The following is a 17,114-nucleotide window of genomic DNA, read 5'->3' on the forward strand; positions in this document are numbered from 1 at the left end:
GTTGACAAGTTGAATCTACAACTGCTCTCTTGATGGTGGACGAGTTCACACGTACGCGCTGATAGACCGATTAAGGGAGCAAGCCCCCATCACCCTGGTCTGCTGCGCTTTCGATGTTCCAACATCCTGTTTTTACGACTATCTGGCTCGTAAGCGGACGATTAACCGTGAGCGGATACAGCAACGCAGCGAGTTGCGCCGGTTGTTCAAAGAGAGCAAGAACTCGGCAGGCAGCCGCGCCTTGATGTCGATGATGCGGGAGTTGGGGTATCAAATTGGCCGGTTCAAAATACGTAACCTGATGAAGGAAGCCGGGCTGGCATCCAAACAGCCGGGCGCACACCGTTATAAGGTGGCACAGTCTGAACAACCGGACATTCCCAATCTGCTGGCCCGCGAATTTGATGTCCAGCAACCCAATCAGGTGTGGTGTGGCGATATCACCTACGTCTGGGCAGGTGGCCGTTGGCATTACCTGGCAGCGGTTCTTGACCTGCATACCCGGCGGGTTGTGGGGTGGGCGATGTCAGATAAACCAGATGCCAAGCTGGCCATCAAAGCACTTGAGATGGCGCATCAGCAACGAGGTTGTCCGTCAGGCGTGCTGTTTCACTCTGACCAGGGCTGCCAATATGACAGCCTGGCATTTCGGCAACGACTGTGGCGCTATCGCATGACCCAGAGCATGAGTCGTCGTGGTAACTGCTGGGATAACGCCCCGATGGAGCGACTGTTCAGGAGCTTGAAATCAGAGTGGCTCCCGGTAACGGGATATATGAGCCTGCGGGAAGCAAAGCGAGATATCAGTTGTTACCTGATGGATCACTACAACTGGCGGCGTCCACATCAATACAATGACGGGATACCGCCAGCAAAAGCCGAGGCTCGGCCTAACCCAGTGTCCGGATTTAGTTGACCACTACACTCAGTGCTTAGTCAGAGTTGCTGCAAGCGCTAGAATCGACTCTCTTTAGCTCGGAGAAGACCCACTTATTGCCATCTTCATCGACCCACTGCGTCCCACCGTCGCTATAGACCGTCTCTTGGCTGTTCCAATACAAGTCTGTCGAGCCTTCATAAACTGGCGTACCGTCTTCGCTGATCTCAGTGACCACCGCAACGCCATAAACGCGCTCGTAGGTGCCGACAATAGGGGAGTTGTTGGGGGATACATAACCGGACATATGGACTCCTTGATTCAGGCAGGGAAAACCCCGTGTGATCCGGGCTATCGGCCACTCTCTGAACAGACTTTAGTGAATCTGTATACTTTTACATCTATCAACAACAGAAGCCGCTATCCGTGTGAGCAAGATCGCTATTCCATGCTACTGACCATAGCAACAACAAAGCAGCAGGCCGCCCGAAGGCGGCCTGTCACTTACCCCTGATATGCACCGGCGGAGTAGGTCAGCTCATAGCTGTGGCTGTAGATCTCGATAATATTGCCGAAGGGATCTTCCATGTAGACCATGCGGTAGGGCTTCTCACCCGGATAGTACTCGCGCACCGGCATCCGCTGCTTGCCACCCGCCGCGACGATGCGCGCCGCCAGCCCCTCGACATCCGGATCCTGCACGCTGAAGTGGAACACCCCGCTCTTCCAGAATTCGAAGTTGTTTTCGCGCTGCTCGCTGTTGGGAAACTCGAACAGCTCGATGCCGATCTTGTCGCCAGTGGAGAGGTGGGCGATGCGGAAGGAGCCCCAGCCCGGGCCAAACACGTCGTTGCACATCACGCCGATGGCGGAATCATCCTCGCTGATGGTGGTCGCCGGCATGATGAGATACCAGCCCATCACCTTGGTATAGAACTCGACCGCCTTGTCGAGGTCCGTCACCGTGATACCGATGTGGGAGAAGTTGCGCGGGTAAGTCATAAATCACCTGGAAATTGTGTGTGGGAAACAGGTGACATGATAGGAAGGGCCGCCATAATGAAAAATAAGGTCAAACTGATAGAAGGCATAAATTAAATTTATGATTAACCCACTTTGGCTCCATACCCTGATACAGGTACATGAAACCGGCAGTTTTACCCGTGCCGCCGATCGGCTGGATCTCACTCAGGCGGCCGTCAGTCAGCATATCTCGCGCCTCGAGGCCGAATTCGGCCCCCTGCTGCTGCGCAAGCCCCGTCTACTGGAACTCACCCCACGCGGACTGCTGCTACTGGACTTCGCCCGTCAACAACAGCAGGCCGACGAACAGCTGCGGGCCCGTCTCTCTGATGACGATCCTCACCGCGGCGCCATCACCCTGACCACGCCCGGCAGCATCGGCCTGCTGCTCTATCCCCTGCTGCTCGACCAGCAACAGGAGCACCCCGGACTCACCATCCAGCACCGCTTCGCTCCCACCCCCGACATAGTGCAGGCGGTACTGGCTGGGCGCAGCGATCTGGGGCTGGTGGATCAACCGCCGGAGCACCCCAGCATCGCCGCCGAGCCGTTCGCTCGCGAACCCCTCTGTCTGGTGGTGCCCAATGATGGCGAGGAGCAGAGCTGGCAGCACCTCTGCCAACTCGGCTTTATCGATCACCCGGATGGCCGCAGCATGGCGCAGCGCCTGCTGGGACGGCGCTACCCCGGCCAGCGCTTTGACGAGATCCCGCTGCGCGGCTTTACCAACCAGATCGGCCTGATCCTGGAGCCGGTCGCCCGCGGCCTTGGCTTTACCGTGCTGCCCCGCTTCGCCGTCACCGCCTTTGCCCAACAGGAGAAGATCCGGGTACTCCAGAGCAGAATCGAGGTGATCGACACCCTCTGGCTGATCTACCGCGCCGAGTGGCCTCTGCCCGCCCGTTACCAACGGTTGATCGAAACCCTTAAGAGCAGAGTGGAAAAAGAGTAGATAGAGACGAAGGCCTGCACGTAAAGGACAGCAAACAGCGCGCAGAAACAGGGGAATAACAGGGGGATAGGGAGGAAAATCGAAACGTCAGAAATGCGAAAGGCCAGCTCAATGAGCTGGCCTTTCTGAAAATGGCAGGGGCGGCAGGACTCGAACCCGCAACCATCGGTTTTGGAGACCGCTGTTCTACCAATTGGAACTACGCCCCTGCAACAAACGAGGCGTAGTATACAAAGTGGAGATCAAAGGTAAAGGCTTTTTTTACTCTTTCGGTGCGATTGCACAAATCCCGAACAAGTCGCGGTTATTTGTGCAGCGAAGCGGGATAACTTGCTGTATTTGCAGCCCTGCCGGGGTAGGAATGGGACATAAATGGGGGTAGGGTAAAATCAGCTACCGGGAGGCCACTTATGCTCAATTACCGACTGCTCCAACAACTGGCGCCCCTCAACTTCAGGGATGAACGCAAAACAGAGTCCCTGCCCGCCTATCTTGAACGGGTCGCACCACTGGTGCCTTTTATTCCTGAAAATGTGCTCTCCCAGTGGATTTACCGCCATTGGCGCGGTTTTGAGTCCAACTGGAGCTTTATCGATCTCGCCAGCCATCAGTTCGCCTGCGAAAGCTGGCCCACCGTGCAACTACTGGATCAGATCGGCTCCCGCCATATGGAAGTGATCGAGCGCTGGGGTGAGATGCTGCGCAGCAACCGCTATGTGCGCCGCTCCTGGCTCGGCGAGAGGATGCTGAGCGAAGGGAGCTGGCCAGAACCCATCATAGTGCTGGCGCCGGCCGAGGGGAGCAGTTACCCGAACGGGCAGCCGCTGCCGCAACCCTACTGCCTGCTGGAAGGACACCATCGGCTCGGTTATTTACGCGCCATGGCCCGCGATGGGGAATCGCTGCAGGAGAGACATCAAGTGTGGATTTGCCGCCCTGTTCGCAACACTTAAACGTTTTTCATGCTGTAATTGGCATTGGAAATAAAATTTTGACAATAAAAAAACCAGCCCTATAATCTGTCCGGTTTTGAAAAAGGTCGGGACGAAACGATGCAGTTTTTGATTCAGAAAACAGCCTTGCAGACGGGTGGAGCGCACCAGAGCGGCCCCGTTGTTTCCGGTTCCCATCCCAAAGACCCCCAGTTATTTTTAAAAAAAGCCCCTGTTTCAGGGGCTTTTTTTTGTGCCCGAAAAACCTCCAATGATGTCAAAGGGAATGCAGACGATGACCAATCCACTCTATAAGAAACATGTCATCTCCATTTCGGACCTGACCCGGTCAGAAATGGAACTGGTAGTCTCAACCGCACAACGGTTGAAGGCTGAACCTGACACCAGCCTGTTGAAAGACAAGCTGGTTGCCAGCTGCTTCTTCGAAGCCTCCACCCGCACCCGCCTCTCGTTCGAGACCGCGGTACAGCGCCTCGGCGGCAACATCATCGGCTTCGCCGACGGTGGCAACACCAGCGCCAAGAAGGGCGAAACGCTGGCTGACTCCATCAAGATCATCGGCTCCTACTCGGATGCGGTAGTGATGCGTCACCCGAAAGAGGGGGCAGCCCGTCTGGCTGCCGAGTTCTCCCGCGTGCCGGTCATCAACGGCGGCGACGGCTCCAACCAGCATCCGAGCCAGACCCTGCTCGACCTGTTCACCATCCATGAGACCCAGGGTCGTCTGGACAACCTCAACGTCGCCTTCGTCGGTGACCTGAAATATGGCCGCACCGTCCACTCGCTGGCCCAGGCCCTCAGTCTGTTCAACTGCCGCTTCTTCTTCATCTCCCCGGAAGCACTGGCAATGCCGGACTACATCTGCGAAGAGCTGGAAGAGAAAGGCATCCAGTTCAGCGTCCACCAGACCATGGAAGAGGTGATGCCGGAGCTGGACATCCTCTACATGACCCGGGTCCAGAAAGAGCGCTTCGACGAGACCGAATACAAGCACATGGCTGCCAAGTTCATTCTGGAGCTGGCAACCCTGGAAGGGGCCAAGCCCACCATGAAGATCCTGCATCCCCTGCCCCGCGTCGACGAGATCGATGTCGCGGTCGACAAGACCCCCCACGCTTGCTACTTCCAGCAAGCGGAGAACGGGGTCTATGCACGCCAGGCGCTGCTGGCACTGGTACTGAACGAAACTGTCTGAGCTTAGGGGAATATCATGTCTGACAAGAACCAACTGCAAGTCGAAGCCATCCGTCACGGCTCCGTCATCGATCACATCCCCGCTGGCCAGGGCATCAAGATCCTCAAGCTGTTCCAGCTGGTTGAAACCCAGGAGCGGATCACCGTCGGCTTCAACCTGAAATCCGGCGCGCTGGGCAAGAAGGATCTCATCAAGATCGAGAACACCCGCCTGACCGAGCAACAGGCCAACCAGCTGGCACTGTTCGCTCCGAAAGCAACCGTCAACATCATTGAAGACTTCAATGTGGTGAAGAAGCATCAGCTGGAGCTGCCGGAGTTCATCACCGGCGTGTTCCACTGCCCCAACTCCAACTGCATCTCCCACAACGAGCCGGTAGACAGCTACTTCCGGGTACGCGAGGTGAAAGGCGTGGTGCGGATGAAGTGCAAATATTGCGAGAAATCCTTCACTCAGGACATCGTCAGCGAACGTTACTGATAGATGTATGGGCCCTGCGGGGCCCATTTTTGAACCCTGTCACATCACCGAATTGCCAGTCAGCTATAATTTGCCATCCCAAGATGGTAATGCCCGTTCATTCCCTGCATATAGATTGATTATCAGTGTTTTTTGCTGATAAATCGTAGGTATGGCAGATATCACGCGCTTACCTCCGGTCATCGTCAAAGGAATTCGCCGTGGTCAAAACCCTCAGTCGTCCCGTTGCCCAAGAGCCCGATCTGGCCCAGCTGGATGCCTGTCGCCAGATCATCGGTCAGCACCGCTATAGCACTCAGGAAGAGATCCGCCGTGAACTGTCAGAGCGCGGCTTTGCCGACATCAGTCAGTCCACCATCTCCCGCCTGCTGCGCCGCCTCGGTGTGGTCAAAGCACAAAATGCCAACGGCAAGAAGGTCTACACCCTGGTCGATGAGCAATTGGAGCCAGCTGGCAGTACCCGCTCCATCCACGACATGGTGCGCGAAGTGGTGCACAACCAGCAGATGGTGCTGATCCACACCACCCCGGGGGCCGCCACCGTGGTGGCCCGCCTGCTGGATCGCAACGCCAATCCCGAGATCATGGGCGCCGTGGCGGGCAACGACGTAGTGCTGGTCGCGCCGCGCCACATCAGCCGTACCCGTCAGGCTCATGCCGCTGTGGTGCGCACCCTGGCGCAAGCCCGCTAAGCCCTCTCCCACGAATAGATCGAGGCGACCCGTGGGTCGCCTTTTTGTTGCCGCTGATCTTCGCCAAGGCGGCTCATCCTCATCCGTTCTCCCCTCCCCACGGCTTGAATCGCCATGCACCAGCCATAAAAAACGGGAGCCACCGGCTCCCGTTTTCAGCTTTCTCTTCGTTGTGGATCAGAGCACTGCACCCAGGCTCAGGCAGACCACGATCAGCACGGTCAGCAAGCCAAGCAGCGGGGCCACCCACTTCAACCAGCGCACATAGGGCACCTTGGCAATCGCCAGGCCACCCATGACCACGGCAGAGGTCGGGGTCACCAGATTCACCAGACCAGAAGCTGACTGATAAGCGGTGACCACCAGCTCGCGACCCACGTTGGCGAAGTCGGCCAGCGGCGCCATAATCGGCATGGTCAGCACGGCCAGACCGGAGGAGGATGGCACCAAGAAGGAGAGCACCACTTCCAGCACGAACATCACGTTGATAAAGACGATGGTGGAAAGCCCAGTCACGATCCCTTCTGCGCTGTGCAGGATGGTGTGAGTGATCATGCCGTTGTCCATTACCACCACGATACCGCGAGCGATACCGATGATCAGCGCCACACCCAGCAGGTCGCGGGCACCATCGATAAAGTTGGAGGTCAGCTCCTCTTCGCTCATGCGGGAGATGAGACCAACGATGATGGCGGCAGCCAGGAATACACCGGAGATCTGCGCCATCCACCAGCCCAACACAGCCACACCGTAGATCATCACAGCAAAAGCTGCGACGAAGATACCCAGCACGATTTTACGGGTCAGGGTGAACTCCAGCATCTGGTCGCTCTTGTTGCCGAGGAAATGGGCACGGTTCTCTTCCCACTTGTCAGCCACCAGCGATTTGCTCGGATCGCTGCGCACCATTTTGGCGTAACGCATGACGTAAGCGACACAGAGCAGCCAACCGGCGACCAGCATGGCGACACGCAACCAGATACCGTCGGTGAAGGAGATACCGGCCGCGTTGGCGGCTATCACGGTGGCGAACGGGTTGATGGTAGAGCCCAAGGTACCGATACCGGCCCCCAGCAATACGGTTGCGGCAGCCACTACCGGGTCAAAGCGAGCGGCCATCATCACCGGCACCAGCAGGGTGTAGAACGGCAGCGACTCTTCGGCCATGCCGTAGATGGTACCGCCCGCGGCGAACAACGCCATCAGGATCGGGATCATCCACTCTTCACGGCCACGCAGGCGATCGGTTACACGCTCAATACCGGCATCGATGGCACCGGTCTTGGTCACAATGCCAAGAAAACCACCGATGATCAGGATGAACAGGGAGACGTCGATGGCGCCCGCCTGATAGGTGTCATGGTTATAAAGACCATCGATTGGCGCCAGCAGCACGTCGACGATCCCTTGGGGATTGCCCTCTACCAGCTTGTAGGTACCCGCCACCGGCACTTCTTTGCCGAGGGCTTCGTTCATGGTCATTTCATATTTGCCGGCTGGCACTATCCAGCTCAGGGCGGCCACCAGGGCGATCAGCACAAACAGTATCGTGTAGGCTGACGGGAACTTGAATTTGGTCATGGTCCAGCTTCCTTCTGTGGGTGTGGTATCCATGCAGGCTGCGGGTCGTAGGGTTAGAGGTATTATGCCGCTGTCACATGGTCGAAAAGCCGGGGGTCGCCCCCCGGCACCACTACTGCGACCTTAGTCGCCCAGCGTAGCAACCATCACTGCCTTGATGGTGTGCATCCGGTTTTCGGCCTCGTCGAACACGATGCTGTGCTCGGATTCGAACACGTCCTCGGTCACTTCCAGGCCTTTCATGCCATATTTGTCAGCCACTTCCTTGCCCATGGTGGTCTCGTCGTTGTGGAACGCCGGTAGGCAGTGCATGAACTTCACATCAGGATTCTTGGTGGCGTTGATGACATCCATGTTGACCTGATACGGGGTCATCAGTTTGACGCGCTGATCCCAGGCTTCTTTCGCTTCACCCATGGAAACCCAGACGTCGGTGTAGAGGAAGTCGGTACCCAGCACACCCTCTTTCACATCTTCGGTCAGGGTGATGCGTGCGCCGGTCTCTTCGGCGATCAGGCGGCACTTGGCAACCAGTTCTTCTTCCGGCCAGAAGGCTTTCGGCGCAACCAGGCGGATGTCCATGCCCATTTTGGCGGCGCCGACCATCAGGGAGTTACCCATGTTGTTACGGGCATCACCCAGGTAGGCGAACTTGATTTGATCCAGACGCTTGCCCTTGCCGTGCTCCAGCATGGTCATGAAGTCGGCCAGGATCTGGGTCGGGTGGAATTCGTTGGTCAGGCCGTTCCAGACCGGGACACCGGCGTAGGCGCCCAGCTCTTCCACGATCTCCTGACCATAGCCGCGGTATTCGATACCGTCATACATGCGGCCCAGTACACGGGCGGTGTCCTTCATGGACTCCTTATGACCGATCTGGGAACCGCTTGGGCCAAGGTAGGAGACTTGCGCGCCCTGGTCGAAGGCCGCCACTTCAAACGCACAACGGGTACGAGTGGAGGTCTTCTCGAAAATCAGGGCGATGTTCTTGCCGACCAGATGCTTGCGCTCGTAGCCACCGTATTTGGCTTTCTTCAGGTCGATGGCCAGATCGATCATGTATTGGATTTCGCGCGGGGTGAAGTCCAGCAGTTTCAGGAAGTTACGGTTACGCAGATTAAAAGCCATGATGAGTTCTCTCTATATTTGTTCAGACCAATTTAGGCAGTAGTGTTGACTACGCATTCTTCAGTACAGATTTGTAACTACGCATTCACGGTACGGGTGGCGACGATATTGGTACCGGCTTCACCCTTGAGAATGGCGAGGCCATCTTCCAGCGAACCGATGCCAACCATGCCGCCAGTCGCTTTGACAAATTCACAGGAGGCTTCGACTTTCGGTCCCATGGAACCTGCGTCGAACTTGACCCCGGCCAGCTCGTCCGGGCTGGTGACTCGCAGCGGACGCTGGGTCGGTTTGCCCCAATCCAGGTAGACGGCATCGGCGTCGGTCAGGATCAGCAGGGCGTCGGCCTTGATCTGCTTGGCCAAGTAGGCGGCAGACATATCCTTGTCGATGACGGCTTCGATGCCGGTCAGGCTCTGGCCATCCCAGGTCACCGGGATACCACCACCACCGGTACAGATGATCAGGTGGCCTTGGGCGATCAGGGTTTCGATGGCGTCGCCTTCGACGATGCGCTGGGGCAGCGGGGACGGCACCACACGGCGGAAGAACTTGCCGTCAGCCTTAACCACCCAGTGCTTCTCTTCTGCCAGGGTGCGGGCTTCAGCCTCTTCGTAGACGGGGCCGATAAATTTGGTCGGGTTGGCGAATGCCGGATCCTTGGGATCAACCTGCACCTGAGTCAGCAGCGCGGTGACGTTGCGACTCGGCATCAGGTTTTTCAGCTCCTGAATCAGCATGTAGCCGATCATGCCCTGGGACTCGGCACCCAGCACATCCAGCGGATAGGGGGAGACCTTGGTGTAGGCACTGTTTTGCAGGGCCAGCAAGCCGACTTGCGGGCCGTTGCCATGCACCAGCACCACGTTGTACTCCTGAGCGATCAGGGCGATGGTTTTGGCGGCAGTTGCGATGTTCTTGCGCTGGATATCCGCTTCAAGGGGCTCACCACGACGGAGCAGAGCATTGCCACCCAGAGCGACGACGACAGTTGGTTTTTTCATAGTGGTTAATCTCGAGTTTGGTTCTGTGTGGCGCCAGCTTCTGCCGGCGCCACGCCGTCTCATCAGATGCTGTCGCGTTCCATCGGGCAGCTCATGCAGCGGGCACCGCCGCGGCCACGGCCCAGTTCATCACCCGGGATGGAGAGAACTGTGATACCGGCCTTGTCGTATTTCTCGTTGGTGTAGGTATTGCGCTCGTAACCCACCACCACGCCGGGGCGTACGGTCAGCACGTTGTTGGCGTCGTTCCACTGCTCGCGTTCGGCTTCGAAGCTGTCACCGCCAGTGGTGATGATCTTCAGCTGATCCACACCCAGCGCTTTCTCGATTGCGGTGACGAAGTAACCCTCTTCCTTGATGTTCATGCCGGTGGCGCCGCCCGGAGTCAGGCTCCAGCACTGCACGTCCTTGCGGATGACTTCCGGATAGACAGAGAAGGTGTCGACGTCCATGTGGGTCATGACGGTATCCAGGTGCATGCAACTGCGGTGTTTCGGCAGCTCCATGGCGATGACCTGCTTGGCCTGACCATGTTTGAACAGGCTGCGAGCCAAGTGCTCGACCCCTTGTGGCGTGGTGCGCTCGGACATGCCGATCAGCACAGCGCCGCGGCCGATAACCAGTACGTCGCCACCCTCGATGGTGGAGTTGTCGTAGTCGCGCTCCTCGTCACCGAAGTACTTGATGAAGTCCTGACCGGCAAACATCGGGTGCCAGCGGTAGATGGCCTTCACATGGTTGGTTTCACGGCGACGGGCCTGTTTAGCCATCGGGTTGATGGAGACGCCACCGTAAACCCAGCAGGATGTGTCACGGGTAAAGAGATGGTTGGGCAGCGGCTCGATGATGAAATCGGTCGGTGCGTGCATGCCTACTACCATGTTGACGCCGCTGTAGGGCATCTCGGAGTAGGTCAGGCCGCCGGAGAGAATGCGGGCCAGTTCGCGATGCGGCATGTCAGCCAGGAAGCAGCGCACGTCGTTGGCAAAAGAAGAACCGAGGCGGTAGTCGGAGACCTGATGTTGCAGCAGCCAGGTTTTGGCTTCCGGCACGTCCAGGGTCTCAGCCAGCAGATTGGTCAGCAGGAAGACTTCGACATTCTGATCGCGCAGCACCTGAGCGAATTTGTCATGCTCCTGACCGGCACGTTCAACAGACAGGACATCATCGAACAGCAAATCCTGGCAGTTGGAAGGAGTCAGACGCTTCAGACTGAGGTTGGGGCGGTGCAACATGACACGGCGCAATTGGCCAACTTCAGAACCTACATAAAATTTGCTCATGATTATATTCCGTCTAGCAGTGGTCCCTGCGAGTGATTGAATAGATTCCTTCTATTCATGCTCGTGGCTAAGGCGGGATATTCTTTATGTAGGGTAATCAGCTTGTGTTCTATCCTGCCCTTGCCTTTCGAGACCGAGGTTAGACCTGCCAATCGCTGCAAACTTAGACATTGATCACATTCACTCAGAACTGAATATATTCACCACTCAATCTATGACCCCAGTAGCAAATTGCGCATTTTCCACACAACACATACTGAATAACCACGCAACATAACCCTGTTATATTTCAAGTTGATTCGTTTTTTATTCATGCCACGTCACTGTGACAATTAACCAATAAAAACAAAAATACCTTTAAAACAACAAGTTAAGCGCACTTCAGAATATTCACTGAATATTGCTATATGTGTATTGAATACATCCGCGTGACAAGCGGAACGAAGGAGAAATAAATACTCACATTGACCATGTTCACTGCATAAATCTTTTCTTGTCCCAGATCATGGCATTGATGCCAACCCTATTCGGCCATGCCTTCTGCGCAAACCCCCTCCTACCCAATTCAACTTAATATGCACACAGTCCGCATCGAGAAGGTCAACTCTCCCCACGACTCACCACAACGCCTTTTGATACTTTTTTCATTAACTGAATTTATTCACCTCTCCTTGCACTGGAGCCAACCTCGACTTAACTCAGAAAGTGATCCAGATCACACAGAAATGGCACGACCAAGGAGTTGTTATGAAGATGAAACCCATGCTGTTGCTCACGACTTTGCTGCTATCTGCGCTCCCCACCCTCAGTCAGGCTGAAGGAGCCCCAGCCATGCCGATGGTGGTATGCCATGTCGACAAGGCACCCCAAATGCTGGTGCCTGCTTATGTCTGTCGCTGGCATGGAGGAAGCGTTCATTACTAGTAGAAACAACGGGAGGAGCATCACTCCTCTCGCCTTGTGATGAGGCAAGCCCCTCCTATACTGAAATCAGCAGTTTTCTCATGGATAGGGGAACGTCATGATCTTGTTGGTCGGTGGAGAAAAGGGGGGGAGTGGCAAGAGCTGCCTGGCACAGAATCTGGCGGTCTACCTCAGATCCCAATTTCAGGGAGAGGTGTTACTGGTTGATTGCGACCCGCAACGTACCACCTCGGACTGGATTCAGGAGCGCAATGACAACCCGGATTTGCCACAGATCAACTGCGTTCAGCTCTACGGCAATATTCGCAACGATCTACTCAGCCTGAAAAACCGCTACGACTACGTCATCGTCGACTGTGGCGGGCAAGATAACCGGGCCCTGCGCTCCACCATGGCTGTCGCCACCCACGCCCTGATCCCGCTGCGCCCCAAGCGCCGCGACCTCAAGACCCTGCCGCATATGGAAGATCTCATCACCACCTGCAAGATGGTAAATCCAACTCTCAATGCTGCCGTGGTACTGACTCAGTGTCCCTCTCTGCCCAACCAGGTGAAACGCATTCTGGAGGCGAAAGAGGTCTGCTCATCGTTTGGTGTCGACGTACTCAACGCCATCACCTATGGCCGTAATGTTTACGATGACAGTGAAGAGAAGGGGCTGTCGGTAATGGAGATCGAACCGGATGGCAAATCCGCTGAAGAGATCCGTGCCATCGCCAAAGAGTTCCTGCAAGTGGGGGTGTGAGATGGGTCTGGCCGATCTGAAGAAAAAGCACCAGCTGCACCACCAGAAGAGCTTCACTGTCGACGAGTTTATCGAAGATGCTGAGTTCTATGCCAAGGGCAAACCAAAGGTCGTTAGCCTGGAGCTGAGCTTGCACAGAGATGAGGCTCTGTCAGCACTGGCCTTTATCGAGAGTGGCGAGCACCTGAAACCTAGCTATAAGAAAGCTACTTTCTCCATGAGTACAATGGCCATCGATGAGTTGGGTAATCTGACCCAGCAGGACGGCATGAACAAATCCCTGCTGCTGCGCCTCTTTACCCACTACTTCTCTTCGCTCACTCCGGAAGAGCGTCAGACCATCTATGAGCGGCTCAACCAGCGCTTATAATTTCACTATTCTATGTCCTGTTTATATACCTTTCCTGTCAGCCCTCATTGATCTTCAGCTGGGAGCAAAACTTGTTTCCAAAGTAACCAAAATGGCGCGTGAGAGATCAGCCATTCACCATGTAAGCAAACAACCTGAAAAATCCTCAAAATAATCGGAAGATGCCATCTTATAATCTGAATCTAAAACTCATAACCAAATGATTAAACTCAAATAATTCGAAATTAAATGCTTTCGGAACCTCTAAGCGTAAAAACGTTTTCCACCCTGCTGTTGTACACCATCGGAAAATCCTTATAGTTACTCATGCAGGGACGCAATGAAGTCGGTCAGGAAGACTGGCTGCCAGGGTTGGGCAAATGGACTAACCACAGGATGTGGTAAAGGACACCTCCCAGGACGGAGAAAGTGCGACGGGACAGGATGACTCGTCAGGCCAAGATGGCTAAAGGACACCCCAAAGGATTGGGAAGGGGAAACCTAAAGGAAGAGGTAAAAAGTCAGGGATTGCAGGGAGCAACTTCGTTCAGGGATATGAGCGATACGACTACCGGGGGCGACGCAAGTCGCCCCCATCTTTTTATCTGCATTTTACCGCCCCACTGCTTGCCTGATTGCAGCTCCTTCTTACTAAATCTTTCCATGTCAGTTGGTTAGACAAGCACATATACATATGAGAAGGGCGCCACCATGGCGCCCTTCTCTAATCGGCAGACAATATTCATATCACCCGAGAAAACTGCTGCTGACGCGCCTTGTTGCGCAAATACCCGTCGAAGCACATGCAGATATTGCGGATCAGCAGGTGCCCCGTAGAAGAGACTTCCAGACCATCCTCCGTCATGCGCACCAGTCCATCGTTGATAAAGGTCTGTAACAGCTTGAGATCATCGGCAAAATACTCTCTGAAATTGAGCCCGTGAGCCTGCTCGACAGCAGCAAAGTTCAGGCGAAAATCACAGATAAGCCGCTTGATCACCTCTCGGCGGATCAGATCGTCCTGATTGAGCGAGCAACCTTTCCATTGGGCATGGCCCTGCTCTTCCACCTGTGCGTAATAAGCCTTGAGCTCTTTCTGATTCTGGGAATAGGCATCACCGATCATGCTGATGGAGGAGACCCCCAGTCCCAACAGATCACAATCACCCTGGGTGGTATAGCCCTGAAAGTTGCGGTGCAGCTTGCCCTCACGCTGTGCCACCGCCAGCTCGTCATCGGGTTTGGCAAAATGATCCATACCAATAAATTGGTAACCCTGACCAGTGAGAAAGGCGATGGTATCCTGCAACATGGCCAGCTTCTCCTGCGGGGCTGGCATATCAACCTCTTTCAACTTGCGCTGGGCGGCAAAGCGACTCGGCAGATGGGCATAGTTGAAGATGGAAAGCCGCGCCGGATCCGTCTTGAGCACCTCTTCCAGCGTATGGTGAAAGCTGGCACGATCCTGATGCGGCAGGCCATAGATAAGGTCGAGGTTGGTCGAGCGGAAACCAAGTTCACGGGCCCGCTCCAGCATGGCTTTAATAAAGTCATTGTCCTGCTCACGGTTGACCGCAACCTGCACATCCTTGTTGAAGTCCTGCACCCCAAGGCTGATGCGGTTGAAACCGACCTCTCGCAGCACATCCAGCATGGTGATGGCGATCTCGCGCGGATCGACCTCAATGCTGAACTCCCCTTCCTCAGCGAAATGGAAGTGCTCGCGCAGCATAGTCATCAGACGGCGCGTCTGCGCTTCATCCAGATAGGTCGGCGTACCACCGCCCCAGTGCAGCTGGGTGACCAGACGGTGTTGGAAGAGAGGAGCCTGCGCCTTGATCTCCTGCTCTAGGTAGTCGAGATACTCGTCAGCCTTGTGCTGATGGCGGGTAATGACCTTGTTGCAGCCGCAGTAGTAGCAGAGCTTGTGACAGAAAGGGATATGCACGTAGAGCGACAGATTGCGCTCGGGATACTGGCTGGCAGCGTGGACAAAATCCGGATAACCGAAGCTCTCATTGAATTCCAGCGCGGTGGGGTAGGAGGTGTATCGCGGGCCACTGTAGTTATATTTTTCGATCAGGCCCTGATCCCACACAATCTGTTCTGCTTGCACGCTCGCTTCCTCTGTTTTTGTTATTGTTGGCTCATCGACCTAACTGAAAGTCCTTCAGTTGGGCCACATCCTTGAGGATCTGCGCCTCCAGCTCGGCCTCGTAGCCGCTGCGTTCGAGATCCATCTTCATCACTTCATTGCGCTTGAGGGCACGTCTGGCATCATGAGTCGGCATATCTTTCACCTTCTCATACAGTCCGTACAGACCCGGGAACTCGGCGGCGAAGGCGCGTCCACCCTTGATCTGCAGCGCATCCAGCAGGTTGGTCAGCCGAATGGCACCTTCGGAGTAGTCGCACTGCCCCTCTTGCACCGCATGGGCAATGACCCGCACGCTATCCAGAATTCGCTCATTGCGGGCTGCTATCGCCTGCCATTGCATCGTTTGTTGTCGTCTCAGCTTGGCCAGCAACATGCCTGCGTAGATGGCCAACCCGGACAAAATCAGGCCGCCCAACAGGGCGGCCAGCATCCATCCACTCATCACTTCTTCTTCGGCTCTGGCTTGGGTTCAGGCTTGAAATCGACCTGATTGAAACGATCCCACAACTCCTCTTCGGAAGCCGGTTTTTGCTCGTCGAACTCGGCGTCGTTGCCATCATCAAACGGCATCTCGTCATCGTCATCTTCTTCATCTTCGTTGTCGATGATGCCCAGCTCATCCATCAGCTCCTGATAACGGTCGACACGCTGATCAACCCAGGCCTGTTCGGCCGCTTCCAGGGTTTCACCGGCATCGAGACGATCCAGCAGATCATTCAAACGGTCATCGTTTTCGATGGAGGCCAGCTCCTGCTCGGGAGTCATTACCAGCTTCTTCTCTTTCACTGCCTTGGGAGCAGTCGGCTTTTTCTGCTGATCATCCACTACCAGTACCACTGGCTTGCGGGAACCGATACGGGGATCTTTGGACTGGCCATTGCCAGACTTGTTCTTCTGTTGTTCGACTTGCTGACGAGAACCAGCCTTCAGGCCCTTGCGCTTGGCAGCCCGTTTACGCTCACGACCTTCCTGAGCACTGACGTCAGATTCTTTGCGCTTGCCAGTAGGCTTGCGAGTAGGTTGTTTGGCAGACATGAATGGCTAACTCCGAAAAATAACTGGATTGACCCGTACCCGGGATGATCTCACCCGGTGGGATACTATGCGAGGAACAGTAAGGCTGGAACAAGAGCAGGATCCCGCACCAATCAGACCCAATAAGGCCACTGAACACCGCAGGATCGGTATCCTCTGGGCATATTGCTGGTATTTTGACACAGAATGGCTAACCGGGTTAATGACCCAAAAGAAAAAAGGCAGCCGAAGCTGCCTTGATATGTGCATGCAAGTGCCATCATGCAGAGTAAAACAAGCTGTTTCATTCTCTACGTGACAACTTCTCATCGCGCCATATCGGGGTATGGTCATCCTGACCTTGTATTGGTCGTTCCTGAGTATGCGTGTGCCTGTTTGACCCGTCTCGACTGCATCCAGCCATCGCGCCGGGGAGTCTGCATCCCGCAACCCCATCCCATTCCGGAGATGGTCACCATCCTGATCCTTCAATCCCTTGCCAGCTCATATGAGCCCATAGCATCCCGCCATGCCTGCCATCCTTTGCCCACAACACGCTGTCTGTTGTGAAACCGCCACCCAATCCGTGGATGCATCCCTTGAACCTACTGTATCAACTCCATAAAGCGGCTCAATCTACTCAAAATTTTCTCAATATGCCTAAAAACATCAAATAGACAGTAAGATGCTGATAAATAATGAATATTTAATATTAAATGTAATTTTATGAGCTCTGACCTGCCTCGCGAATGGAAG

18 protein-coding genes, 1 tRNA gene and 1 pseudogene are annotated in these 17,114 nt (G+C 55.3%); 10 read left to right on the top strand and 10 right to left on the bottom strand.

Annotated features, from left to right (window positions below):
• Nucleotides 1–22: 22 nt before the first annotated feature.
• Nucleotides 23–916: pseudogene (locus ACE1BR_RS18000) on the top strand (IS3 family transposase); the annotation flags it as partial.
• A gap of 16 nt (nt 917–932) precedes the next feature.
• On the opposite strand, the gene ACE1BR_RS18005 reads toward ACE1BR_RS18000, so the two are convergent.
• Entirely contained in the window at nt 933–1,184 is a 252-nt protein-coding gene (locus tag ACE1BR_RS18005; RefSeq protein ID WP_374872692.1) for a hypothetical protein, read from the bottom strand.
• Nucleotides 1,185–1,381: 197 nt separating this feature from the next.
• On the bottom strand, nt 1,382–1,879 hold the full coding sequence (locus ACE1BR_RS18010; protein WP_374872695.1) for a lactoylglutathione lyase family protein: 498 nt from the start codon (nt 1,877–1,879) through the stop codon (nt 1,382–1,384).
• A 100-nt stretch (nt 1,880–1,979) separates the two neighbouring features.
• Between ACE1BR_RS18010 and ACE1BR_RS18015 the strand changes: the two genes are divergently transcribed.
• Nucleotides 1,980–2,852, top strand: a complete 873-nt coding sequence (locus ACE1BR_RS18015; RefSeq protein WP_374872698.1) for a LysR family transcriptional regulator — start codon at nt 1,980–1,982, stop codon at nt 2,850–2,852.
• Nucleotides 2,853–2,984: 132 nt separating this feature from the next.
• Here the strand turns inward: ACE1BR_RS18015 and ACE1BR_RS18020 are convergent.
• Nucleotides 2,985–3,061: transfer RNA gene (locus ACE1BR_RS18020), tRNA-Trp, on the bottom strand.
• A 201-nt stretch (nt 3,062–3,262) separates the two neighbouring features.
• Between ACE1BR_RS18020 and ACE1BR_RS18025 the strand changes: the two genes are divergently transcribed.
• The 5 genes from ACE1BR_RS18025 to ACE1BR_RS18045 all read left to right on the top strand — a co-directional run bounded on the left by ACE1BR_RS18025 (nt 3,263) and on the right by ACE1BR_RS18045 (nt 6,172).
• On the top strand, nt 3,263–3,805 hold the full coding sequence (locus ACE1BR_RS18025; RefSeq protein WP_374872701.1) for a hypothetical protein: 543 nt from the start codon (nt 3,263–3,265) through the stop codon (nt 3,803–3,805).
• A gap of 99 nt (nt 3,806–3,904) precedes the next feature.
• Nucleotides 3,905–4,099 carry a hypothetical protein gene (locus ACE1BR_RS18030; protein ID WP_133249581.1) on the top strand — a complete coding sequence of 65 codons (195 nt, stop codon included), beginning with the start codon at nt 3,905–3,907 and terminating at the stop codon, nt 4,097–4,099.
• The gene (pyrB, locus tag ACE1BR_RS18035; protein WP_374872704.1) at nt 4,080–5,000 is read left to right on the top strand and encodes an aspartate carbamoyltransferase; all 921 of its coding nucleotides are present in this window, start codon (nt 4,080–4,082) and stop codon (nt 4,998–5,000) included. Before ACE1BR_RS18030 ends, pyrB begins: the two co-directional genes overlap by 20 nt.
• 15 nt (nt 5,001–5,015) lie before the next feature.
• Entirely contained in the window at nt 5,016–5,480 is a 465-nt protein-coding gene (pyrI, locus tag ACE1BR_RS18040) for an aspartate carbamoyltransferase regulatory subunit (RefSeq protein ID WP_374872706.1), read from the top strand.
• 200 nt (nt 5,481–5,680) lie between these two features.
• Nucleotides 5,681–6,172: an arginine repressor gene (locus ACE1BR_RS18045; RefSeq protein ID WP_374872708.1), complete on the top strand. Its 492-nt coding sequence runs from the start codon at nt 5,681–5,683 to the stop codon at nt 6,170–6,172.
• A 177-nt stretch (nt 6,173–6,349) separates the two neighbouring features.
• Here the strand turns inward: ACE1BR_RS18045 and ACE1BR_RS18050 are convergent, their stop codons facing one another.
• The 4 genes from ACE1BR_RS18050 to arcA all read right to left on the bottom strand — a co-directional run bounded on the left by ACE1BR_RS18050 (nt 6,350) and on the right by arcA (nt 11,168).
• On the bottom strand, nt 6,350–7,753 hold the full coding sequence (locus ACE1BR_RS18050; protein ID WP_374872709.1) for a YfcC family protein: 1,404 nt from the start codon (nt 7,751–7,753) through the stop codon (nt 6,350–6,352).
• A gap of 123 nt (nt 7,754–7,876) precedes the next feature.
• Nucleotides 7,877–8,881: an ornithine carbamoyltransferase gene (gene argF / locus ACE1BR_RS18055; RefSeq protein WP_033114793.1), complete on the bottom strand. Its 1,005-nt coding sequence runs from the start codon at nt 8,879–8,881 to the stop codon at nt 7,877–7,879.
• Between the two features lie 77 nt (nt 8,882–8,958).
• Nucleotides 8,959–9,885, bottom strand: coding sequence for a carbamate kinase (arcC, locus tag ACE1BR_RS18060; protein ID WP_005356275.1), 927 nt, complete (start codon nt 9,883–9,885; stop codon nt 8,959–8,961).
• A gap of 62 nt (nt 9,886–9,947) precedes the next feature.
• Nucleotides 9,948–11,168, bottom strand: coding sequence for an arginine deiminase (arcA, locus tag ACE1BR_RS18065; RefSeq protein ID WP_033114792.1), 1,221 nt, complete (start codon nt 11,166–11,168; stop codon nt 9,948–9,950).
• Between the two features lie 747 nt (nt 11,169–11,915).
• On the opposite strand from arcA, the gene ACE1BR_RS18070 reads away from it, so the two are divergent.
• The 3 genes from ACE1BR_RS18070 to ACE1BR_RS18080 all read left to right on the top strand — a co-directional run bounded on the left by ACE1BR_RS18070 (nt 11,916) and on the right by ACE1BR_RS18080 (nt 13,207).
• Nucleotides 11,916–12,092: a hypothetical protein gene (locus ACE1BR_RS18070; RefSeq protein ID WP_374872712.1), complete on the top strand. Its 177-nt coding sequence runs from the start codon at nt 11,916–11,918 to the stop codon at nt 12,090–12,092.
• Between the two features lie 97 nt (nt 12,093–12,189).
• Entirely contained in the window at nt 12,190–12,837 is a 648-nt protein-coding gene (locus ACE1BR_RS18075) for an AAA family ATPase (protein WP_374872714.1), read from the top strand.
• A 1-nt stretch (nt 12,838) separates the two neighbouring features.
• Complete coding sequence (locus tag ACE1BR_RS18080) at nt 12,839–13,207, top strand: CopG family transcriptional regulator (RefSeq protein ID WP_374872716.1); 369 nt, start codon at nt 12,839–12,841, stop codon at nt 13,205–13,207.
• A 721-nt stretch (nt 13,208–13,928) separates the two neighbouring features.
• Here ACE1BR_RS18080 and hemN read toward each other — a convergent pair.
• Genes hemN through yihI form a run of 3 tightly spaced genes read right to left on the bottom strand, consistent with a single transcriptional unit; the run spans nt 13,929 to nt 16,379 of the window.
• Nucleotides 13,929–15,302, bottom strand: a complete 1,374-nt coding sequence (gene hemN, locus ACE1BR_RS18085) for an oxygen-independent coproporphyrinogen III oxidase (protein ID WP_374872718.1) — start codon at nt 15,300–15,302, stop codon at nt 13,929–13,931.
• A 31-nt stretch (nt 15,303–15,333) separates the two neighbouring features.
• Nucleotides 15,334–15,774: a DUF2489 domain-containing protein gene (locus ACE1BR_RS18090; RefSeq protein WP_374872868.1), complete on the bottom strand. Its 441-nt coding sequence runs from the start codon at nt 15,772–15,774 to the stop codon at nt 15,334–15,336.
• Nucleotides 15,775–15,785: 11 nt separating this feature from the next.
• Nucleotides 15,786–16,379 carry a Der GTPase-activating protein YihI gene (gene yihI, locus ACE1BR_RS18095; protein ID WP_374872720.1) on the bottom strand — a complete coding sequence of 198 codons (594 nt, stop codon included), beginning with the start codon at nt 16,377–16,379 and terminating at the stop codon, nt 15,786–15,788.
• Nucleotides 16,380–17,114: the final 735 nt, after the last annotated feature.

It is taken from the genome of Aeromonas sp. MdU4, from assembly GCF_041929505.1.
Classification (GTDB): domain Bacteria; phylum Pseudomonadota; class Gammaproteobacteria; order Enterobacterales; family Aeromonadaceae; genus Aeromonas.

Coding starts and splice junctions, on each gene's coding strand:
- ACE1BR_RS18075 (WP_374872714.1), top strand. CDS start 12,190: ATGATCTTGTTGGTCGGTGGAGAAAAGGGGGGGAGTGGCAAGAGCTGC.
- pyrI (WP_374872706.1), top strand. CDS start 5,016: ATGTCTGACAAGAACCAACTGCAAGTCGAAGCCATCCGTCACGGCTCC.
- argF (WP_033114793.1), bottom strand. CDS start 8,881: ATGGCTTTTAATCTGCGTAACCGTAACTTCCTGAAACTGCTGGACTTC.
- ACE1BR_RS18090 (WP_374872868.1), bottom strand. CDS start 15,774: ATGCTGGCCGCCCTGTTGGGCGGCCTGATTTTGTCCGGGTTGGCCATC.
- ACE1BR_RS18010 (WP_374872695.1), bottom strand. CDS start 1,879: ATGACTTACCCGCGCAACTTCTCCCACATCGGTATCACGGTGACGGAC.
- pyrB (WP_374872704.1), top strand. CDS start 4,080: ATGACCAATCCACTCTATAAGAAACATGTCATCTCCATTTCGGACCTG.
- ACE1BR_RS18030 (WP_133249581.1), top strand. CDS start 3,905: ATGCAGTTTTTGATTCAGAAAACAGCCTTGCAGACGGGTGGAGCGCAC.
- arcA (WP_033114792.1), bottom strand. CDS start 11,168: ATGAGCAAATTTTATGTAGGTTCTGAAGTTGGCCAATTGCGCCGTGTC.
- ACE1BR_RS18005 (WP_374872692.1), bottom strand. CDS start 1,184: ATGTCCGGTTATGTATCCCCCAACAACTCCCCTATTGTCGGCACCTAC.
- ACE1BR_RS18025 (WP_374872701.1), top strand. CDS start 3,263: ATGCTCAATTACCGACTGCTCCAACAACTGGCGCCCCTCAACTTCAGG.
- ACE1BR_RS18050 (WP_374872709.1), bottom strand. CDS start 7,753: ATGACCAAATTCAAGTTCCCGTCAGCCTACACGATACTGTTTGTGCTG.
- yihI (WP_374872720.1), bottom strand. CDS start 16,379: ATGTCTGCCAAACAACCTACTCGCAAGCCTACTGGCAAGCGCAAAGAA.
- ACE1BR_RS18070 (WP_374872712.1), top strand. CDS start 11,916: ATGAAGATGAAACCCATGCTGTTGCTCACGACTTTGCTGCTATCTGCG.
- ACE1BR_RS18015 (WP_374872698.1), top strand. CDS start 1,980: ATGATTAACCCACTTTGGCTCCATACCCTGATACAGGTACATGAAACC.
- ACE1BR_RS18080 (WP_374872716.1), top strand. CDS start 12,839: ATGGGTCTGGCCGATCTGAAGAAAAAGCACCAGCTGCACCACCAGAAG.
- arcC (WP_005356275.1), bottom strand. CDS start 9,885: ATGAAAAAACCAACTGTCGTCGTCGCTCTGGGTGGCAATGCTCTGCTC.